Raw genomic sequence first — 17,996 nt, 5'->3', positions numbered from 1 at the left:
CAGGTAGATGAAGGTACCGCAGGCATCGCGGAGCAGGTCGTCGCGCCAGCGGGTGATGTTGTAGGTCTTGCCTGCGGTGCGCCAGCGGCTGACACCGGCCCCATTGGCGCGCAGGGCGACGCTGTAACGCCCATTGGACAGCAGCTGTGTAGGTTGCCAGCCGGGCATGGCCGGGTCGATCTCACGCGAATGGTACAGCCGTGCTTCGGCCAGCTCCGCGGGTTCGGGCAATGCGCGCGGGTCTGCGCTTTCGATGATCTGGCGCGGCGTCTTTTCATGCAGCAGCGATTCGAAAGCCTGCACCAGCGGCGCCGAAGCGAACCAGCGGCGCGGCGCTTCGTTGCACAGCACATTGCACAGTGCCACCAGCGACATGCCCTGGTGGTGCGCCATGTAGGTGTTGACCAGGCTCATCGCCTGGGCGCCCGGTTGCCTGGCGACGGTGAAATCCAGCGCGTCGGCAAAACCGTATTCGCCGCGCGCACCCCATTGCTCAAGCTGGCGCAGGTTAGCCACCGCCTCCTGCGGCGTGAACTGGGATGCCATGATGCTGGCATAGGGCGCCACGACGCGGTCGGCCGGCGGGGTCCGTCGAAGGGCCAGCCGCGGCACGCCAAACGGCGAATACTGGTAGGCCAGCGTATGGTCTTGCCCAAAGTAGGCCGACTCCGAAACGCCCCATGGCAGGCCCTGTGCCTGGCCCCAGGCCTGCTGCTCCTTGACGGCCGCAAGGCCGGACACATGCAGCAGGCCCTCGTCGGGCTCGCTCATGACCAGCGAAGGCATCAGGTATTCAAACATCGAGCCCGACCAGGACTTCAGGCCGGGCGTTACGCCCACCGTCAGGAAGGCGCGGCCCAACGCCAGCCAGTGGCGCCGCGGCACATCACCTTTGGCAATCGCCAGGAAGCTGGTCAGGCGCGCCTCCGAGGCGATCAGGTCGTAATAGCTGGCGTCAAGTGCCTGCTCGTGCACACGCAGCCCGATATGAAACAGGTGGCGCTTGGGGCTGTAAAGGCCGCCGAAATCCATCGCCATACAAAGCTTTTCACAACGGGCACCCAATTCCAGGAGCTCGGCGGATTCGCCTGGCAAGGTTTCCTGGTGCGCCGCCAGCTGGCGAACACACTGCGCGACGGCCAGCAGGTGGCCGGCCAGGTTACCGCTGTCTACGGTGGAAACATAGGCCGGAGGCAGCACCTGCAGCGACCGGGTTTCATACCAGTTAAGCAGGTGGCCCTGGTGCTTGGGCAGGGCTTCGACCGTGCCCAGCGTGGCGCCCAGCCGCGCGATCAGCTCGGCGGTGGATATCCAGTTGAACTCGCGCGCGCAGGCTGCAGCCATCAGGTACAGGCCGATATTGGTTGGCGAGGTGCGGTGTGCGATCGTCGGTTCCGGCTCCATCTGCAGGTTGTCCGGCGGCAGGTGGTGGTCTTCGGGGCCGACGCAGCGTTCAAAGAAGCGCCAGGTCTGGGCCGCCAGCTTCATGAGGTAGGCGCGGTCTGCGGTGCTGAGTGACAGATATGGCGCGCGAACAGCCGGCTTGCTGCCCCACCAGGCCACTGCGGGCGCCAGCGCCCACAGCAGGAAAAGCACCGGACCGATCAGGGGATGCGGCCCCCAGCACGCGGCTGTGCCCAGCGCGAGGCATAACGCGGACACCGGAGCATGGTTGCGGACAAAAGCGCCCAGCGTGTATTGGGCGGAAGCCTGGGCCTGGGCGGCAGTGGTCCACTGCAGCAGATGGCGTCGGCTGATGGCCATGCGCCAGAGGGCCCGTGTGATGGCGTCGAACGACAGGGCGGCCAGGGCGGGCAGCTGGCTCAATTGCCAAAGCGCCTGGGCCATGCTGCGCGCCACATCGCGCATGCCGACGTCAAAGAAGTGCCCCCAGGCGATGCCTCGCCGCGTTGGAACCAGCCCTGCCAGCGCACCCATCAAGGGGCCGGCCAGGAATGCCAGCACGGTGAAAACCAGTGCCGTCGCCACAGGCAGCGTACCCGTGAATATTGTCCAGGTTAGAAGCGCGAAGCAGGCCGGGGCGATCATCGAGCGGCGCAGGTTATCCGCCATGCGCCACAGGCCCAGGGCATCAATGCCGTAGCGCTTCGCATGCAGCATCAGCGGCAGCAATTGCCAGTCGCCGCGCGTCCAGCGGTGCACGCGTGATGCGGCCACGCCTGCGTGATGAGGATGTTCTTCCATCAGCACGACATCGCCTGCGTAGCCGCAGCGGGCAATGCTGCCTTCCAGCAGGTCGTGGCTCAGGATGGCGCCGTCGGGCATGCGGCTGTCCAGCACGGCATGCACGGCCTCGACATGCAACAGGCCCTTGCCGATGAAGTTGCCCATGCCGAACACGTCCTGGTACAGGTCGGAGGTGCCGTTGCTGTAAGGATCCAGGCCGCGCTGGCCTGCAAACATCGCATGGAAAGGTGAACGCTCGTGATGGGCCGACAGGGGCATGGCCACGCGGGGCTGCAGGATGCCGTAGCCGGCGGTCACGCGCCGCGTCTCGCGATTGACGTGCGGCGTGTTCAGCGGGTGCGCAGCGATGGCCACCAGTTCGCGCAGGGAACCCGCCGGCAGGCTGGTGTCGCTGTCAAGCGTCAGCACGTAGCGTATGCCCGGTGCCAGCTGCATGTTGACGTCCACAGGGATAAACGGCGATGACGAGTGTCCGGCCAGTTGCCGCAACAGCATTTCGATCTTGCCCCGCTTGCGTTCCGCTCCGATCCAGCGGCGCTCCGTCGCGGACCAGCTGCGCGGGCGATGCAGCAGTAAAAACCTTGCCGGTGAGGCTGGGCTCGCCGGCGGGCAGGCTGCGTTGAGCGCGCGCAGTTTGACAAGGACGTCCTCGAGCAGCTCTGCATCGCCGGCCATGCTCTCGGCGTCGGCGTCGTCCCAGTCTGTCAGCAAGGCAAACTGCGCATGGGTTTCGCGGCTGGCCAGCCAGTGCAGCTGCAGGCGGTGCACCAGTTCGCTGTTGGCGCAAGCTGAAGAAAGCATCGAAGGGATCACCACCAGCACGCGGTGTTCAGCCGGGATGCCCGTGCTGAAGTCGAGACGGGCCAGGGGTTGTATGCGTGTGGATTCAGCGATCAGCCGGTGGATCAGCGCAGCGACCACTTCCGACGCTGGCCAGGCCATCAGCACCAGGGCTACCCACGCCGTCCAGGGTAGCGTGGCGAGCGGGTGTGCGGCCCAACTGAGCAATGCAGCGGTTCCGGCAATCCATGCGGCTGCGTAGAGCGGCAGGCGCCAGGCACGCGGTGTTTCAGGGGCCGGCGATGATTTGTGGAGCGCTGCGGCGGGCTGCAATGCTGCTTCCAGCAGGGGGCGGCCCGGCCCAATCAGGTAGTAGCCGGCAGTGTGGGCTGCCGGGGCGTTGTTGGGCTGGTGCGCGGCGGCCAGTACCGCTTCGGCGACGGCGCGCTCGGATTTGCCGGTTTGCTGCGCCAGACGCTCCATGGCGCGCGTGATCTGCTGGCGCGTCATCTCGCTTTCGCGGGAAAAGCTTGGCAGCCGGCGCAAGACCTGCAGGGAATGGCTGACCGGCTCGATCAGCTCCACCCATTCCACCTGGCCTATGAGCCGCAGGGTGGTGATGATGTTGCTGACGGTCAGGTTGGCGGCGACCTGGGTGGTTTGCCCTTCGCCGATCATGCCCAGGGCATCGCCGCAATGCCTTTCGGTCCAGCGGACGAGGGGTGGCGCCGAAGGCGAGTCCGGCTCTTCACGTTCGGCAGGCATGCGCTGCCAGAGCTGCGTGAGATAGCTGCGTTCAAGGCCATGGGCCTGCATCAGGCCATACAGCTCGTCGAGATCCTGCAGGCTCAGTACGCCGGCCTTGTCCCAGGTGGCATGCGCCACTTCGCGGGCCACCTTGTTCCAGGCGATGCGGTCGGCCATACGGCGCAGGTTTTCCAGCAGGACCACGCGCAGCGTGGTTGGCAAGGCCCAGAGTTCGCCGAGATTGAGTTCACTGACCTCCTGGTAGGCATGCAGGAAGGCCGTGAAGAGCTCCGGGTCCAGCACGCTGTCGGTATGTGCTACATAGGCCCAGGCAATACCGTATACCCGGGGAAGGCCCTCCAGCGGCTTGCTCGCCAGCTTGGGCAGATCCGCGTAGTAGCGCAGGGGGACGCCATCCTGGATCTGTTGCAGCTGGGCTTCGACAAGGTGGAAATTGTCGAGCAGCCATTCGGCGGCCGGCGTTACGTAGTGGCCTGTCAGCGAAGTCAGGGCAATGTAGTCGTAGGCAAGACGGATGGCGGCGATGTTTTCCTGCACGCGCGGGAAAAAAGGCGGACCGTGATCAGGGCTGCCAGCAGGCCTGACGGGCTGGGCTGCGGCCAGACTGCGGCCGTGCTCCTCAAAGCGTTGTGCACCGAAAAGTTCGGCGCGGATGGGCTGCTCTGCGCCGCCCTGGCGGGAGGCGAGCAGTTGCCGGGCGTAGGCGCTTAGGGTGTCCAGCCGCTCGATGACCGCGGTGGTCACGCGCTCAGGCTACGGCTAACAGGCCAAGAAAAATAGCCAGTATGGCCGCGACTGTGATGATGCGCGGTGAGGCCAGGGAGTGCGCGGACTGAAGCCCGGACTGGAGCGTAAAAAACCGGCTGCGCGAATGCGCGCACTGATCCATGTGTGACGCCAGATCGGCGGCGTCGGTGGAAACAAAATCGTTTTGAATGGCGGACGGTGAGTCGGCCATGATCTCCAGGGTAGTCATGATTTTGCGCTCCGGGGGTAAGCTGGTTTGGGCAACGCGTGGCGAAATACCCGCGTTGCTCCGTGTCTGACACCATGCTACGCACCGGCCCCTCGCGGGGCCATCAGAAGACGCTGGAGTTTGTCTAGGACAAGGCCTACAGTATGCGCCCCTGGCAATACCCCTACAGCGGGAAACCTCTCACGCGCTGCATGGCTGCCTGTTGTTCACGGCCGTTCAGCCTGTGTTGCGCAGGCCCGCGGCAATCCCGTTGATGGAAATGTGAATGCCGGTTTGCACCCGCTGGTCGGCCTGGCCGGCGCGGTAGCGCCGCACCAGCTCCACCTGGAGGTGGTGCAGGGGGTCGATGTACGGAAAACGGTGGCGGATGGAACGCTGCAGGGCGGCGTTGCCCGCCAGCCGCTGCTTTTCCCCTGTGATCAGCGTCAGCGCCTCGGCCGTGCGGTGCCATTCGGACTCTATCGCACTGAAGATTTTTTTGCGCAGGCGCGCATCGCCCACCAGCTCCGAATAACGTGAGGCCAACGCCAGGTCGCTCTTGGCCAGCACCATGTCCATGTTGCTGAGCAGGGTGCGGAAAAACGGCCACTGCTTATACATTTTTTGCAGCAATGCCAACGCTTCCCTGCGGCTGGCGGGCGTACCGCCCTGCTGGAGGAATTGCTCGATGGCCGAGCCGAAGCCGTACCAGCCGGGCAGGGTCAGGCGGCACTGGCCCCAGCTGAAACCCCAGGGAATCGCACGCAGGTCTTCAATTTTCTGCGAAGCTTTGCGTGACGCCGGGCGGGATCCGATGTTGAGTTCCGCAATCTCGCGGATTGGCGTGGAGCCAAAGAAGTATTCAGTGAACCCGGGGGTTTCGTAAACCAGGTTGCGGTAGGCCGCCATGCTGGCCTGTGACAACTCGGCGGCGGCTTGCAAAAAGGCCTTGGTAGCGGGCTTGGTCGGCTGCAGCAGTGTGGCCTCCAGCGTGGCGGCCACCAGCGTTTCCAGGTTGCGCCGGCCGATTTCCGGATTGGCGTATTTGGAGCCGATCACTTCGCCTTGCTCGGTCAAACGGATCTGGCCACGCACCGTGCCGGGCGGCTGCGCCAGGATGGCCTGGTAGCTCGGACCGCCACCGCGGCCGACCGTGCCGCCGCGGCCATGGAACATCCGCAACTGGATGTTGTGCGAGTTGGCCAGTTCGTCGAACAGCTCGACCAGCGCGATCTCGGCGCGGTACAACTCCCAGTTGCTGGTGAAGATGCCGCCATCCTTGTTGCTGTCGGAATAACCCAGCATGATGTCCTGCTCGGCACCGCTGCGCTTGACCAGCTGGGCGATGCCGGGCAGGGCATAGAACTCGCGCATGATGGGCGCGGCATTGCGCAGGTCTTCGATGGTTTCAAACAGCGGCACGACGATCAGGTCGTTGGTGGCGTGGCTGTCGAGCGTGGCGTGCATGAGGCCGACTTCTTTTTGCAGCAGCAGCACCTCGAGCAGATCGCTCACGGTCTCGGTATGGCTGATGATGTAGTGTCGGATGGCTTCCTTTCCGAAGCGCGCGCGCGCGATGCGGGCCGCCTCAAAAATCGCCAGTTCACCGCGGGCGTGGGCTGAATATGCGGTGCCGACCACGCGCAGCGGCCGTGCATCGTTGAGCAGGCCCATCAGCAGCGCGCGTTTGGCCGCTTCGTCCAGCTTGCCGTAATTCGCCTCGATGCGTGCAACGGCCAGCAGTTCGGCCACCACTTCTTCGTGCTTGTCGGAACTCTGGCGCAGGTCGACCGTGGCCAGGTGAAAGCCGAACACTTCGACCGCGCGGATCAGCGGGTGCAGGCGCTGGGCGATCAGTGCTTCGCCGTGATGGGCCTTGAGGGAGTCTTCGATGGTGCGCAGGTCGGCCAGGAAGTCTTCCGACTTGAGGTAGGCGTTTTGCGGCGCCACGGCATGGCGCGCGGCATCGCCGCCGGTCAGGTCCTTGAGTGTGGCGGCCAGGCGTGCGTAGACGCCGGTGAGGGCGCGGCGGTAGGGCTCGTCCTTGCGGTGTTCACTGGTATCGGGTGAGCTTTCGGCGAGCAGCCGCATCGCGGGGCTGAACTCGACCAGCATGGCTGACAGCGAGAGCTCGCCGCCCAGGAAATGCACCTCGGTCAGGTAGTGKCGCAGCGCCACTTCTGCCTGCCGGCCCAGCGCGTAATTGAGGGTGTCGGCGCTGACGTTGGGATTGCCGTCGCGGTCGCCGCCTATCCATTGGCCCATGCGCAGAAAACTGTGCACCGGCTGGTTGCCCAGCTCGCGTTCCAGGTTGGCGTAAAGCTTGGGAATTTCCCGCAGGAAAGTGGCTTCGTAGTAGCTCAGCGCATTTTCGATTTCATCGGCGACGGTGAGTTTGGAAAAACGCAGCAGCCGGGTTTGCCACAGCTGCATGACGCGGGCGCGAAGCTGCGCTTCATTGGCGGTCAGCTCGCGCGGTGTCAGCGCATCCTTGGCGGCGTTGACAGCTTGCGCCAACGCCTTGATGTCGTCCCGCGCCGTCAGCAGCAGGGCGATGTCGCGCTCGGCGTCCAGGATGCTTTTGCGCTGCACTTCGGTCGGGTGGGCGGTCAGCACCGGCGAGACAAAGCTGTGCGCCAGGGTGGTGGAAATGGTTTTGGTCGAGATGCCGGCCCAGCGCAGTCGGGCCAGCGCTACGTCGATGCTGCCTTCCTGGGTGTCGCCCGCGCGCTCATGCACTGCGCGGCGGCGGATGTGGTGGCGGTCTTCGGCCAGGTTGGCCAGGTGGCTGAAATAAGTGAAGGCGCGGATCACGCTGACCGTCTGGTCGCCTGACAGGCCCTTGAGCAATTTTTTGAGCGACTTGTCGGCTTCGGGATCGGCGTCGCGCCGGAAGCTGACGGAGAGCTTGCGCACCTGTTCGATCAGTTCGTAGGCGGCAACGCCTTCCTGCTCGCGGATCACGTCGCCCAGGATACGGCCCAAAAGGCGGATGTCTTCGACCAGCGGGCGTTCGTTGTCTCTGGAACGACTGAACGTTTTGGTTGCACCGGCCGCGGCGGCGTCTTTGGCGCCCTCGTTGACGTTTGGTTTAACCCTCTTGGCGCGCGCGGAAGTGACCATCTCTACCCTCTAGTTCTTTAGCCTTGCATGCTAGCATTCACTTCCCCCCAAGTATTACAAGCAGGTTACGAGTGTCCGCAGCGTTTGAATCCAGACCGAATGATATGAAAAAAGTGGTCATCGCCACCCGCGAAAGCCGCCTGGCGATGTGGCAGGCCGAGCATGTGAAGGCGCTGCTGGAGGCCCGCCTGGGCTGGCAGGTGGAACTGCTGGGCATGACCACACAGGGCGACCAGATACTGGACCGCTCGCTGAGCAAGGTCGGCGGCAAGGGCCTGTTCGTCAAGGAACTCGAGGTAGCGCTCAGCGAAGGGCGGGCCGATCTGGCGGTGCATTCGCTGAAAGATGTGCCCATGGACCTGCCCGAAGGTTTTGCGCTGGCCTGTGTGCTGGAGCGTGAAGACCCGCGCGATGCTTTTGTCTCTAATCAATTTGCCACACTCGCGGATCTGCCGCAGGGCGCCGTGGTGGGCACTTCCAGCCTGCGCCGGCTGGTGCTGCTCAAGGCCATGCGTCCCGACCTGGTCGTACAGCCGCTACGCGGCAACCTCGACACGCGCCTGCGCAAGCTCGACGAAGGCCAGTACCAGGCCATCGTGCTGGCGGCTGCGGGCCTGAAGCGCCTGGGTCTGGAGTCACGCATCCGCAGCGCATTCGAGCCCGAAGACATGTTGCCGGCCGCAGGTCAGGGCGCCCTGGGCATTGAAGTGTGCGCCGACCGCGCCGACCTGATGGCCGCGCTTGCCACGCTGGCGCACCAGCCGACCTGGCTGGCGGTAACGGCCGAGCGCACGGTGTCGCGCGCCATGGGCGGCAGTTGTTCCATGCCGCTGGCGGCCTTTACGCAGGGTGCTGCTAACGGGGACGCCATGCAGCTCAATGCCGCCTGGGGCGACCCGGCCAGCGCCGAGGCGCCATCCGCCATTGCGGGCCCACTGGCGCCGCTGGTACAGGTCAACCAGACCGCCGTGGTGCGCAGTTTTGCCGAGGCCGAGGCCCTGGGCGAGGCCGTGGCGGCACAATTGCGCGCCGGCGGCGCCGTGTGGGCCGGCAAAGCCCCGGGCGCCTGATGCTACAGGCGCCGGTGCCTCCGGGTGGCACTATGACCCGCGTCATCGTGACGCGGCCCGAGCAGGATGCGCAGCACTGGGTGCAGCAGCTGCAGCAGGGGGGCTTTGCCGCCGAGGCCCTGCCGCTGATTGATATCGCCCCCGCTCTGGATACGGCCGCGCTGGAGGGCGTCTGGCAAACACTGGGCCAATACGCCGCCTGCATGTTTGTCAGCGGCAATGCGGTGGAGTACTTTTTCAAACAAAAAATGGCTGCAGCCCATACGGGACAAGCGCAAGTAGCTATCAATAGCATAGCGAATGCCGATACAACGCTGCCGGCTGCGCTGCGTTTTCTGGCGCCCGGGCCGGGCACTGTGACGGCTTTGGTAGCCGCCGGGGTTCCTGCCGGGCAGATCGATGCGCCGCCGGCCGATGCGGCCCAGTTTGATTCGGAAGCCCTGTGGGCCGTGATAGGCGAGCGCGACTGGCAGGGCAAGCGCGTGTTGGTGGTGCGGGGGGAGGGTGCTGCCTCGTCTGGGGCCACGGCATCTTCCGGCCGCGACTGGATCGCCCGCCAGTGGGAGGCTGCTGGTGCGCAGGTGGATTTTGTGGGGGTTTACCGGCGCCTTGCGTCTGTGCTCGACGAAACGCAACTTCAGCGCGCGCGCGCGGCCACCGTGGATGGGTCTGTATGGCTCTTCAGCAGCTCTGAAGCCGTGGCCAACCTGACGGCCTTGCCTGCGCTGGCCGGGGTAGACTGGCGCCGCGCCCGCGCGGTGGCCACGCATCCGCGGATTGAGGAAGCCGTGCGTGCTGCCGGTTGGGGTGTTGTTGTGGCGTCACGTCCTGCCCTGAAGGACATCAGGGACACACTTGCCTCGATAGAATCTCTTTATCCATGAGTGACAGCCCTAACGCCCAGCCTCCATCCTCCACGCCAGACAACGAGCCGGTGCTGGAACGCGCGCTGGTGCCGCTTCCCCCGCAACCCGTTTCGCCCGACGTCTGGGTGGTGCCGCGCAAATGGGCGTTTCTGGTTGCCGCGCTGGCGGCTGCGGGAATGCTGGTAAGCGGCTTGTTGTGGCAAAAACTCGGCAATATCCAGGAAGAGCTGGCCCGCCGCAGCATTGATTCCGGCGCGCAGGCCATTGAAGCGCGCACACTGGCGCGCCAGGCCCAGGAAGGTACGCGCGAACTTTCCGCACGGCTGGCCATCCAGGAAACCCGCATCAGCGAAGTCAGCCTGCAGCGCACCCAGCTGGAGGAGCTCATGCAGAGCCTGTCGCGCTCGCGCGATGAGAATCTGGTGGTTGATGTGGAGTCGGCCCTGCGCCTGGCCCAGCAGCAGGCCCAGCTCACCGGCAGCGCCGAACCGCTACTGGCCGCACTCAAGTCGGCCGACCAGCGCCTGTCGCGCGCCGCGCAGCCGCGCCTGAACCCGCTGCAACGCGCCATTGCCAAAGACATGGACCGCATCAAGGCCGCAACGCTGACCGACGTGCCGGTTCTCATGCTCAAGCTCGACGAACTGGTCCGCATGGCAGACGACCTGCCGGTGGCCAACGCCATGGTGGCAGCCGGCCAGCGTCCATTGCCCGCGGCGGCCGCGCCGGCTTCCGCGCCGCGCGCTGCTGCGTCGGCGGCATCTTCCGCCAGCAAGCCTTCCATGCTGGGATTCGACAAGCTGGCTCTCGATGCCTGGTCGCAGCGCACGCTGGACAACCTGCGCGAAGAAGCACGCAAGCTGCTGCGCGTGAGCCGCATTGACCAGCCCGAGGCCGCCCTTGTGTCGCCGGAGCAGTCGTTTTTCCTGCGGGAGAACCTCAAGCTGCGCCTGCTCAATGCGCGCCTGGGCCTGTTGTCGCGGCAGACGGATTCGGTGCGCGCCGACCTTGGTAGTGCCAATGCCTGGTTGGGCAAATATTTTGATGCCTCGTCCCGCAAAACGCAGGCCGCAGCGCAGTTGCTGGCCCAGGTCCAGGGCCAGCTGAAAACCAGCGAGCTTCCGCGCCTGGACGAAACCATGGCCGCGCTGGCCACAGCGGCCGCAGGCCGCTGAGCGGGAAAAGGCAGGAACCAGCAATGCGCGCCGCCCTCTGGCTTTTGGCCCTGTTTGGCGTAGCCGTTGCCGTGGCCCTGTTTACGGGCAACAACCAGGCCGTGGTTACCATCTTCTGGCCGCCGCACCGTGTCGATATTTCCTTCAACCTGATGGTGATGCTGCTGGCAGCGCTTTTCCTGGTGCTGTACCTGGCCTTGCGCGCGCTGTCGGCGGTGTTTTCGCTGCCGGCGGAAGCCAGGCGCTGGCGTGCCCAGCAAAAGGAGCGCGCCATGTACGGCGCCCTCATGGATTCTCTGGCGCATCTGCTGGCGGGGCGCTACATCCGCTCGACCAAGTCGGCACAAAATGCGCTTGCGCAGGCAAAGAGCCTGAACCTGCTGACCGACGAATCCGGCCATGTGACAGGCCACAGCACCAGCCGCGGCAGACAGTTGCGTTCGCTGGCCCATCTTCTGGTGGCCGAAGCCGCGCAGGCGCTCCAAAACAAGAGCTTGCGCGACCAGCACCTGCAATTGGCGTTGAAGAGCTCACGCCATGCGCAGGAAGTGCGCGAGGGCGTGCAGTTCCGTGCGGCTCGCTGGGCGCTGGACGACCGTGACGCGGGTGCGGCACTGGATTGGCTGGGCCAGCTTCCGCAGGGGGCATCGCGCCGCACGCTGGCCCTGCGCATGAAGCTGCGTGCCTCGCGGCATGCGCGGCACACGGCGCAAGCGCTGGAAACCGCGCGCCTGCTGGCCAAGCACCGCGCTTTTTCGCAGGCGGCGGCGCAAAGCATTGTGCGCGGCCTGGCCCTGGAGCTGCTGAACGATGCGCACGACCCCGCGCAGCTGCAGCAGGCCTGGTTCTCTCTGGATGACACCGAACGCGCCATGCCCGAGCTGGTGGTGCATGCGGCGTCGCGCCTGATGGCGCTGCACGGTGACCCGGAACTGGCCCGCAGCTGGCTGCTGCAGGTCTGGGACCGCACGATGCAGCCTCGCTCGGAGATCGGCGACAACCTGCGCATCAAGCTGATCAGCGTGCTCGAAACAGGCCTCGATTCGCTGGACGCGGCCTGGCTGGCCCGCATTGAAAACGCACAGCTCAGCCGTCCACGCGATGCCAACCTGCAATACCTGGCGGGCATGGCTTGCCTGAGCCGCCAACTCTGGGGCAAGTCCCGCCAGTTGCTGACGCAGGCGGCGCCGGCGCTTCAGGATGTAACGCTTCACCGCAATGCCTGGCGCGCCCTGGCGCTGCTGGCTGAGCAGCGTGAGGACGAGGCGGGTGCTGCGCAAGCTTACAAGCGCGCCGCGCAGATATAAGACAGGCTCTGAGCGCGCGCCTCGTTCCTGGCGGGCATGCCGCCCGCCGTGGCAGGCTTAGGGCTTGACCACCTGAGCCGCTTTGGCCCGCTGCACATAACCCTGGTAAGCCGGCAAAGCGATGGCGGCGATGATGCCGATGACCACGATGATGGGAAACATCAGGGCGCCGATTTTGACCAGCGTGGTGTTGGGAGGCGGAGGGGCGCCAAAGCGGTTGCTGCCCTCGGTTCCCGAATTGAAAATCCAGACCAATCCCACCAGGGGGATGAAGGCCAGGATCGCCGTCCAGCCGCTCCATCCCATGTCGTGGCTGCGCTGGATAGTCAGCAGGATGAGAAAAAGAAAATAGGGAATCATGACCACGAAACCAACGATGCCCGCTGCGGCGCCGGCGCCGGCAGCGCCTGCCAGCATGCTGAGTCCGAAGACGCCCAYCAGCAAAAGCAGGTAACCCACAAAGGTGCGGGCCAGGTACCGCATGCGTCCGACGCGACCCCTGGCAGAGAACCACTTGACGGGTTGTGTATCTCCCTCACGGTCATACACATCAGCGACAGCTGCGCGCGGTGCGGCATAAGGATTCATGGCTTCAGACATTTCTCTTTCCCTCCTGTTGTTGAAAAACGAAGAATAACCGCTGCCGGGCTGAATGCAATGCCCGCTTACAGCAGGCCGGCGCGTTTGACCGCGTGGTAGCGGTTCACCAGCGAGACGGCCAGTTGCGTCGGCTCCACATCCATCGACAGCGGGTCATTGCCGACCACCCGCGCAAAGGCATCGCGCCGCGACTGCCCGAAGAGGTGGGCTGCCGCGACATCCACGGCATCCGCCGGGCTGGACAGCGCCTGGCCGGCGATGCGGCCAAGCACCCGCTCGCGCAGGCTCGCCACCAGGACGAGGTGCTTGCGGCGTAATAGTTTGAGCGCGGGACGCAGCTCAGCCGAATCCTCGTCGCGGAAGTTGGTGAGCACTATCACCAGTGCACGGCGACGTTGTACACGCAGCAGTTCCTGCGCCGCCATGAGATAGTCCGAATGCATGGCGCCGGGCTGGATGTCGTGCAGGCGGTTCATGAGGGCATTGAGTGTGGCGGCGCCTTTGCGGGGCGCAAAGTCACGCCGATGCCCGGGCAAACCGCCGAAAGTCATTGCGCCGACCTCGTCGCCTTCTTTCAGTGCGACATAGCTCAGCAGCATCAGCGCGTTGAGGGCCTCGTCGAAATGGCTGCTGCCGCGCAGCTCTTGCTCCGGGCTGCTTTCATCAGCGCGCATGCGGCGGCCGCAGTCCAGCAGGAAAAACACACACTGGTCGCGGTCGTCCTGGAATTCGCGCACGATGGGCCGCTGGTGGCGCAGTGTGGCCTTCCAGTCGATGTGCCGCAGGGAGTCCCCGGTTTTGTAATCAGCAAGCTGGCGGAAATCAGTGCCCAGCCCGCGCTGGACATAGGTTTTAATGCCGATCTGGGCGAGCCGCCGGTCACCGGAAAGCCAGGCATAGCGGGCCAGTGCRGCAAAGTTGGGATAGACACGCAGCTTCCCGGGCTGGCCTAGCGCCTGCTGCACCTCGAGACAGCCGCCGCGRGTGTGCCAGCGCAGCTGGGTCGTGCCGAAAAGGGCGACGCCRCGCTCTCTCGCGGTCACCGTGTATCGCAACTCGGCGCGCGAAGCCGGTGGCACGGTGACGGCCTGTGGCAGGCCTTCAAAGGTAAACCGCGGATCGACCTCATCGAACACCGTCACTGCCCAGGCCAGGGGGCCGTCATTGACCAGCGCCAGTGTCAGCACCGTTGGCACGCCCAGTGAAAAAGCGCCAGGCAGCGTGCGCTCAATGCGCAGCGGCGCTGTCCTCCACAGGCGCAGGCTGCGCCAGAGATCAAAAATGGCGCCTGCCAGCGCCGCCAGCAAGACGGCGCTGGCCAGTATCGCGACCCGGTCAACCGGCAAACCCCCGAGCAAGGCCAGCGCGGCGGCCGCCGTGATGCAAGCCAGCACCCTGACGGTCGTTTTTGCGGGGATCACCAACCAGCGCATGAGTTGCGGCCTAGAGACGGGGGGCCTGGACGCTGCCCAGGGCACTGCGCAGCAAGTCGTCAACACCCAGGCCTTCCAGCTGCGCATCGGGCGAAATCATCACCCGGTGGCGCAAGGCCGGCAGGGCCTGCCGTGCCACATCGTCGGGTGTGATGAAGTCCCGTCCGTGCATGAGCGCGCCGGCCCGTGCAGCCCGCACCAGGGCCATGGTGCCGCGCGGCCCTGCCCCCGACGAAAGGCCTGGCCAGTCGCGCGTGGCGCGGGCGATGCGGACCGCATAGTCAATGACCTGTTCGTGCGCCTGCACCAGGCTGGCCAGCCGCTGCAGTTCAAGCACCTGCGCGTCGTCCAGGCACGGCCTGACCGCATCAAGCGGCAACTGGTTGCCGGCACGCTGGCCGGTGGTCAGCTGCACGATCGCCTTTTCTTCAGCATGGCTGGGGAAGTCGATGTTGATTTTGAGCAGGAACCGGTCCAGCTGCGCCTCCGGCAGAGGGTAGGTGCCTTCGGTATCGATCGGGTTTTGTGTCGCCATCACCATGAAGGGACGGGGCAGCGGCATGGCCTTTCCTTCGAGCGTGACCTGGTATTCCTGCATCACTTCAAGCAAGGCGCTCTGGGTTTTGGCTGGTGCGCGGTTGATTTCATCCGCCAGCAGCAGGTGCGTGAACACCGGTCCCTGGTGTACCCGCAGCGTGCCGATGCCGGCTTCGCTCCGGGTCGATGGGTCCAGCACGGAATGACCCGTGATGTCCGAAGGCATCAGGTCGGGCGTGAATTGCACGCGGGCGTAGCGCAGGCTCATGGCTTGCGCCAATGCGCGCGCCAGCAATGTCTTGCCCAGTCCCGGTACACCCTCAATCAGGACGTGGCCGGATGCGACCAGCGCCACCAGGGTCTGGTCGACGGCTTCCGATTGGCCGACCACGGCTTTGCCGACCTCTTGGCGCAGGGTTTGCAGCGACTCGGCTGCGCGGCTCAGTTCTTCGTTGGGAATGAATGACATGGTGTTTCTCGGTTCAGGATGAAGGAGGAGATGAAGCGGCAGATGAGGCGCTGGGTGAGGCGCCGGGTGAAACGGGAGACGTGAAAGCTGTTGGCTGCCGCGTGTCGGGCCCCGTGGCGTCGAGGCGCCGGCGGGCGGTTTCGATCAATTCGAGGTCGGCGGCCAGCACGCCGGGGTTGCGCGACCTGACTGCCTGGGCGCGTTCCAGCAACAGGGCGTCCAGGCCGGTGGCGCGTGCGATCTCGACTGTGCGTTGCTTCGGATCAAGCTGTGAAAACCGGCGCAATTGCCGGGTGGCCGACTCGTGCAGCGCGCGAAGCTGCGCTGTATGCAAGGCCTTCGGCCCGTGCATATGCAGAAAACGCGCCGTACCGCGCACTTGCTCGGCCATCGAGCGCCGGTGAGCGCTTGCGGACGCTGCCAACGGCCCGAAGCGCACGCTGGCGCGCCACAGGGCCAGCGCCAGCGCCAGCAAGCCGAGCAACAGGGCGGCCCAGGCCTGGTGCCACAGCCAGGGCATGAAGGGCTCCCGGGCCTCTTCGGCAACAAACCAGAATTCAGTGCCGGCGCGCGCCTGCAATGCCGCGGCCGCCAGCTGCGCATTGTCGGCGCGCAGCAGGTTGCTATTGTCCAGCAGGTTCCATCCACCGAGCACGGTGACCGTGCCCTGGCCGACCTGCACGCGCACGGCCTCAGTGCCGGCCGTGCCGCGCAGGGACCACAGCGGTGCGGCCAGCCGATTCACCGGCAGGTACTGGGGGCTGAAATATGCGCCGCAGGCGCGATAGACACGGCTGTCGGCGTAGCTCGCGATGACCTCGGCGGGCTCTTCCAGCGCGCGGCAGTCCATGTCCTTGACGGGTTTGGCCAACGGGCGCGGCGGCATCGCGGGCGACTCCCACTTCAAGGGGCTTTGCTCCGTGACGGGTAGCCAGTCCTTTAGCGATTTATGGCCGGCCAGGAAGCCCGGGATGACCAGATGCCCACCCTGTGCCACCCAGGCACGCAGGCGCTGCGCGCGTTCAGGGAACAGGTCCCAGTTGCGCGACACCAGCACCAGCCGGGCTTGCGGCGGCGGCATGGCATCCAGGCTTTTGTGCCGCACGACCCGCGCACCCAGGGCGACCAGCAGTTTTTCGGTGGCGTAAAGCGGGTTGGTGAGGGCCTCACCCTTGGCTGGCGTGGGTGTGTCGACGTCCACCCATTCGGTGGCCGACATCAGCCAGGCGCTACCCGCCAGCAACAGCACGCCGAGCAGGATGAGGATCAGTCGGTCCCTCATGCGATGGCTTTCGCCGGGGCGATGGATGCGCCCAGCCGCGCGTCAAATTCGGCGCACAGCGCCAGCACGCCGGCCGTGGGCGGCAGGCGTCCGCCATAGGCCGCCAGCTGCCAGGCGGTCACCAGTCGCGCGAAAAACTCCAGCGACATGGGCGCCAGCCGGCCCTCGCTGAGAGCCACGCATTCGCCTTCGGTGCTGGCGTTCCGGATGGGCACCGCATGCAGGTGGACCAGGCGGGAAAGCGCGCCGCGGTAGAGCAGCGACAGCGCGGGCCGCCGCTGGCCGCGCTGCCAGAGCGACGCGACTTCGGCGCCCACATCGTCGGGCAGGCTTTCAGGCCGTATGTCCAGGCTGCCGATATGGCTGGGCAGGGGCGCCATCCGGTGCCGGCCGCCGCCGGCCCGCACCTTCACCCAGCGCCGTATGCCGACCACCAGCCAGGCCAGGGCCAGCGCGCCCAGCGCCCACACGAGCAGGCGCGCGCCCTCGGACACCTTGGCCACCAAATCCTTGAGCCAGTTGAGGCTGTCGCGATCCTTCTTTTTGTCTTCCGGCTTTTTGTCCTGGCTCTTGAAGCGCAGGGATTTTTCGCTCTTGCTGCTGGGCAGGTTGGGATCGGCACGAACCCGGTCGGCGGCCGATTGCACCTGCTGGCGCGAGGGCGGCTCGGCTGGCGCCGCAGCCGGGTTGGCCCACGATGACATACCCGCCATCACGACGCAGGCCGCGGCCCATCGCCATGAAAAGCACCTTGCGGCGGCGTGGCGAGAAGCCATCATGGCCGGCCTTTCGCCGCTGCGGGGGTGAAAGCACGGCGGAATTCCTGTTCGATGTCCCATGCCTCGAGTTCAACGCGCCGGTTCAGGTACATCGCAAATCCGGCGGCCACAAAAAAGGGCTCGATCAAACCGACGACGAAAGCGTACACCGCTGCAAAAAGCAGGCTTTGCGCCGAAGCCTCCGAGTCGAGCAGCCAACGCCAGACGTCTCCGAAGCTGCCTTCAGGAGCGAACCACAGCAGCGCCGACAGGATTGCGAGTTCGAGCGCGATCTCGACATTGGCAAAAATCATCTGCATGCCGGCGCCCGCACCACGGCGCCCGCGCAGCAATTGGTCGCGCCGCTTGCGCCTGGCGCCGCCGCGTTGGCCTTCGAGCTGATCGACGGCCTGCGTGAATGAACGCCAGGGAGACAGGCGCCGCCACAGCAGTGTCCGGAGCAACTGGCCGCCCCAGACCATCCCACGGCGCTGCCAGAGGTCGTTCCACCGCGTGGGCTGGCCGAACACCGCGCGTGACAGGATGAACAACAAGGTACGGTCAAACCAGGGCTTGAGCCAGAAAATCAACAGCCCGGGGAGCCAGCCGGCAAACTCCGCCGTGCACAGCACCAGCACGATGACGACCACATACATGGGCAGGAA

General features: G+C 65.6%; 13 protein-coding genes. 4 read left to right on the top strand and 9 right to left on the bottom strand.

The window, feature by feature from the left end:
- The 3 genes from AC1D1P_RS02855 to ppc form a co-directional block, all read right to left on the bottom strand.
- The coding region (locus AC1D1P_RS02855; protein WP_477672029.1) for a glucoamylase family protein at window positions 1–4,500 on the bottom strand (4,500 nt) is incomplete at its 3' end.
- 4 nt (window positions 4,501–4,504) lie between these two features.
- Window positions 4,505–4,732, bottom strand: a complete 228-nt coding sequence (locus AC1D1P_RS02850) for a hypothetical protein (protein ID WP_457279414.1) — start codon at window positions 4,730–4,732, stop codon at window positions 4,505–4,507.
- A 216-nt stretch (window positions 4,733–4,948) separates the two neighbouring features.
- Entirely contained in the window at window positions 4,949–7,834 is a 2,886-nt protein-coding gene (gene ppc, locus AC1D1P_RS02845) for a phosphoenolpyruvate carboxylase (protein WP_477672028.1), read from the bottom strand.
- A gap of 104 nt (window positions 7,835–7,938) precedes the next feature.
- On the opposite strand from ppc, the gene hemC reads away from it, so the two are divergent.
- From hemC to AC1D1P_RS02825, 4 genes are read left to right on the top strand one after another with little or no spacing between them, the layout of a single operon-like run.
- Window positions 7,939–8,904 (top strand): hydroxymethylbilane synthase, encoded by a 966-nt coding sequence (gene hemC, locus AC1D1P_RS02840; protein WP_477672027.1) that lies wholly within the window; start codon window positions 7,939–7,941, stop codon window positions 8,902–8,904.
- 32 nt (window positions 8,905–8,936) lie between these two features.
- Window positions 8,937–9,788, top strand: a complete 852-nt coding sequence (locus tag AC1D1P_RS02835) for a uroporphyrinogen-III synthase (RefSeq protein ID WP_477671294.1) — start codon at window positions 8,937–8,939, stop codon at window positions 9,786–9,788.
- Window positions 9,785–10,945: a uroporphyrinogen-III C-methyltransferase gene (locus AC1D1P_RS02830; protein ID WP_477671295.1), complete on the top strand. Its 1,161-nt coding sequence runs from the start codon at window positions 9,785–9,787 to the stop codon at window positions 10,943–10,945. Before AC1D1P_RS02835 ends, AC1D1P_RS02830 begins: the two co-directional genes overlap by 4 nt.
- A 23-nt stretch (window positions 10,946–10,968) precedes the next feature.
- A complete protein-coding gene (locus tag AC1D1P_RS02825) occupies window positions 10,969–12,252 on the top strand; it encodes a heme biosynthesis HemY N-terminal domain-containing protein (protein WP_477671296.1) in 1,284 nt (427 codons plus the stop codon).
- Between the two features lie 57 nt (window positions 12,253–12,309).
- Here AC1D1P_RS02825 and AC1D1P_RS02820 read toward each other — a convergent pair whose 3' ends face one another.
- From AC1D1P_RS02820 to AC1D1P_RS02795, 6 genes are all read right to left on the bottom strand, one after another.
- On the bottom strand, window positions 12,310–12,852 hold the full coding sequence (locus AC1D1P_RS02820; RefSeq protein ID WP_477672026.1) for a DUF805 domain-containing protein: 543 nt from the start codon (window positions 12,850–12,852) through the stop codon (window positions 12,310–12,312).
- Window positions 12,853–12,917: 65 nt separating this feature from the next.
- Window positions 12,918–14,285, bottom strand: coding sequence for a DUF58 domain-containing protein (locus AC1D1P_RS02815; RefSeq protein ID WP_477672025.1), 1,368 nt, complete (start codon window positions 14,283–14,285; stop codon window positions 12,918–12,920).
- A 10-nt stretch (window positions 14,286–14,295) separates the two neighbouring features.
- Complete coding sequence (locus tag AC1D1P_RS02810; RefSeq protein WP_457279406.1) at window positions 14,296–15,291, bottom strand: AAA family ATPase; 996 nt, start codon at window positions 15,289–15,291, stop codon at window positions 14,296–14,298.
- A gap of 13 nt (window positions 15,292–15,304) precedes the next feature.
- Entirely contained in the window at window positions 15,305–16,573 is a 1,269-nt protein-coding gene (locus AC1D1P_RS02805; RefSeq protein ID WP_477671299.1) for a DUF4350 domain-containing protein, read from the bottom strand.
- Window positions 16,570–17,352, bottom strand: coding sequence for a DUF4129 domain-containing protein (locus AC1D1P_RS02800; RefSeq protein WP_477671300.1), 783 nt, complete (start codon window positions 17,350–17,352; stop codon window positions 16,570–16,572). Before AC1D1P_RS02800 ends, AC1D1P_RS02805 begins: the two co-directional genes overlap by 4 nt.
- The coding region (locus AC1D1P_RS02795) for a hypothetical protein (protein ID WP_477672024.1) at window positions 17,349–17,996 on the bottom strand (648 nt) is incomplete at its 5' end. The genes AC1D1P_RS02800 and AC1D1P_RS02795, both read right to left, overlap by 4 nt.

The sequence above is a fragment of the Polaromonas sp. P1_E1_2 genome (genome assembly GCF_056406035.1).
This window is presented reverse-complemented; position numbering and strand designations above follow the sequence as displayed.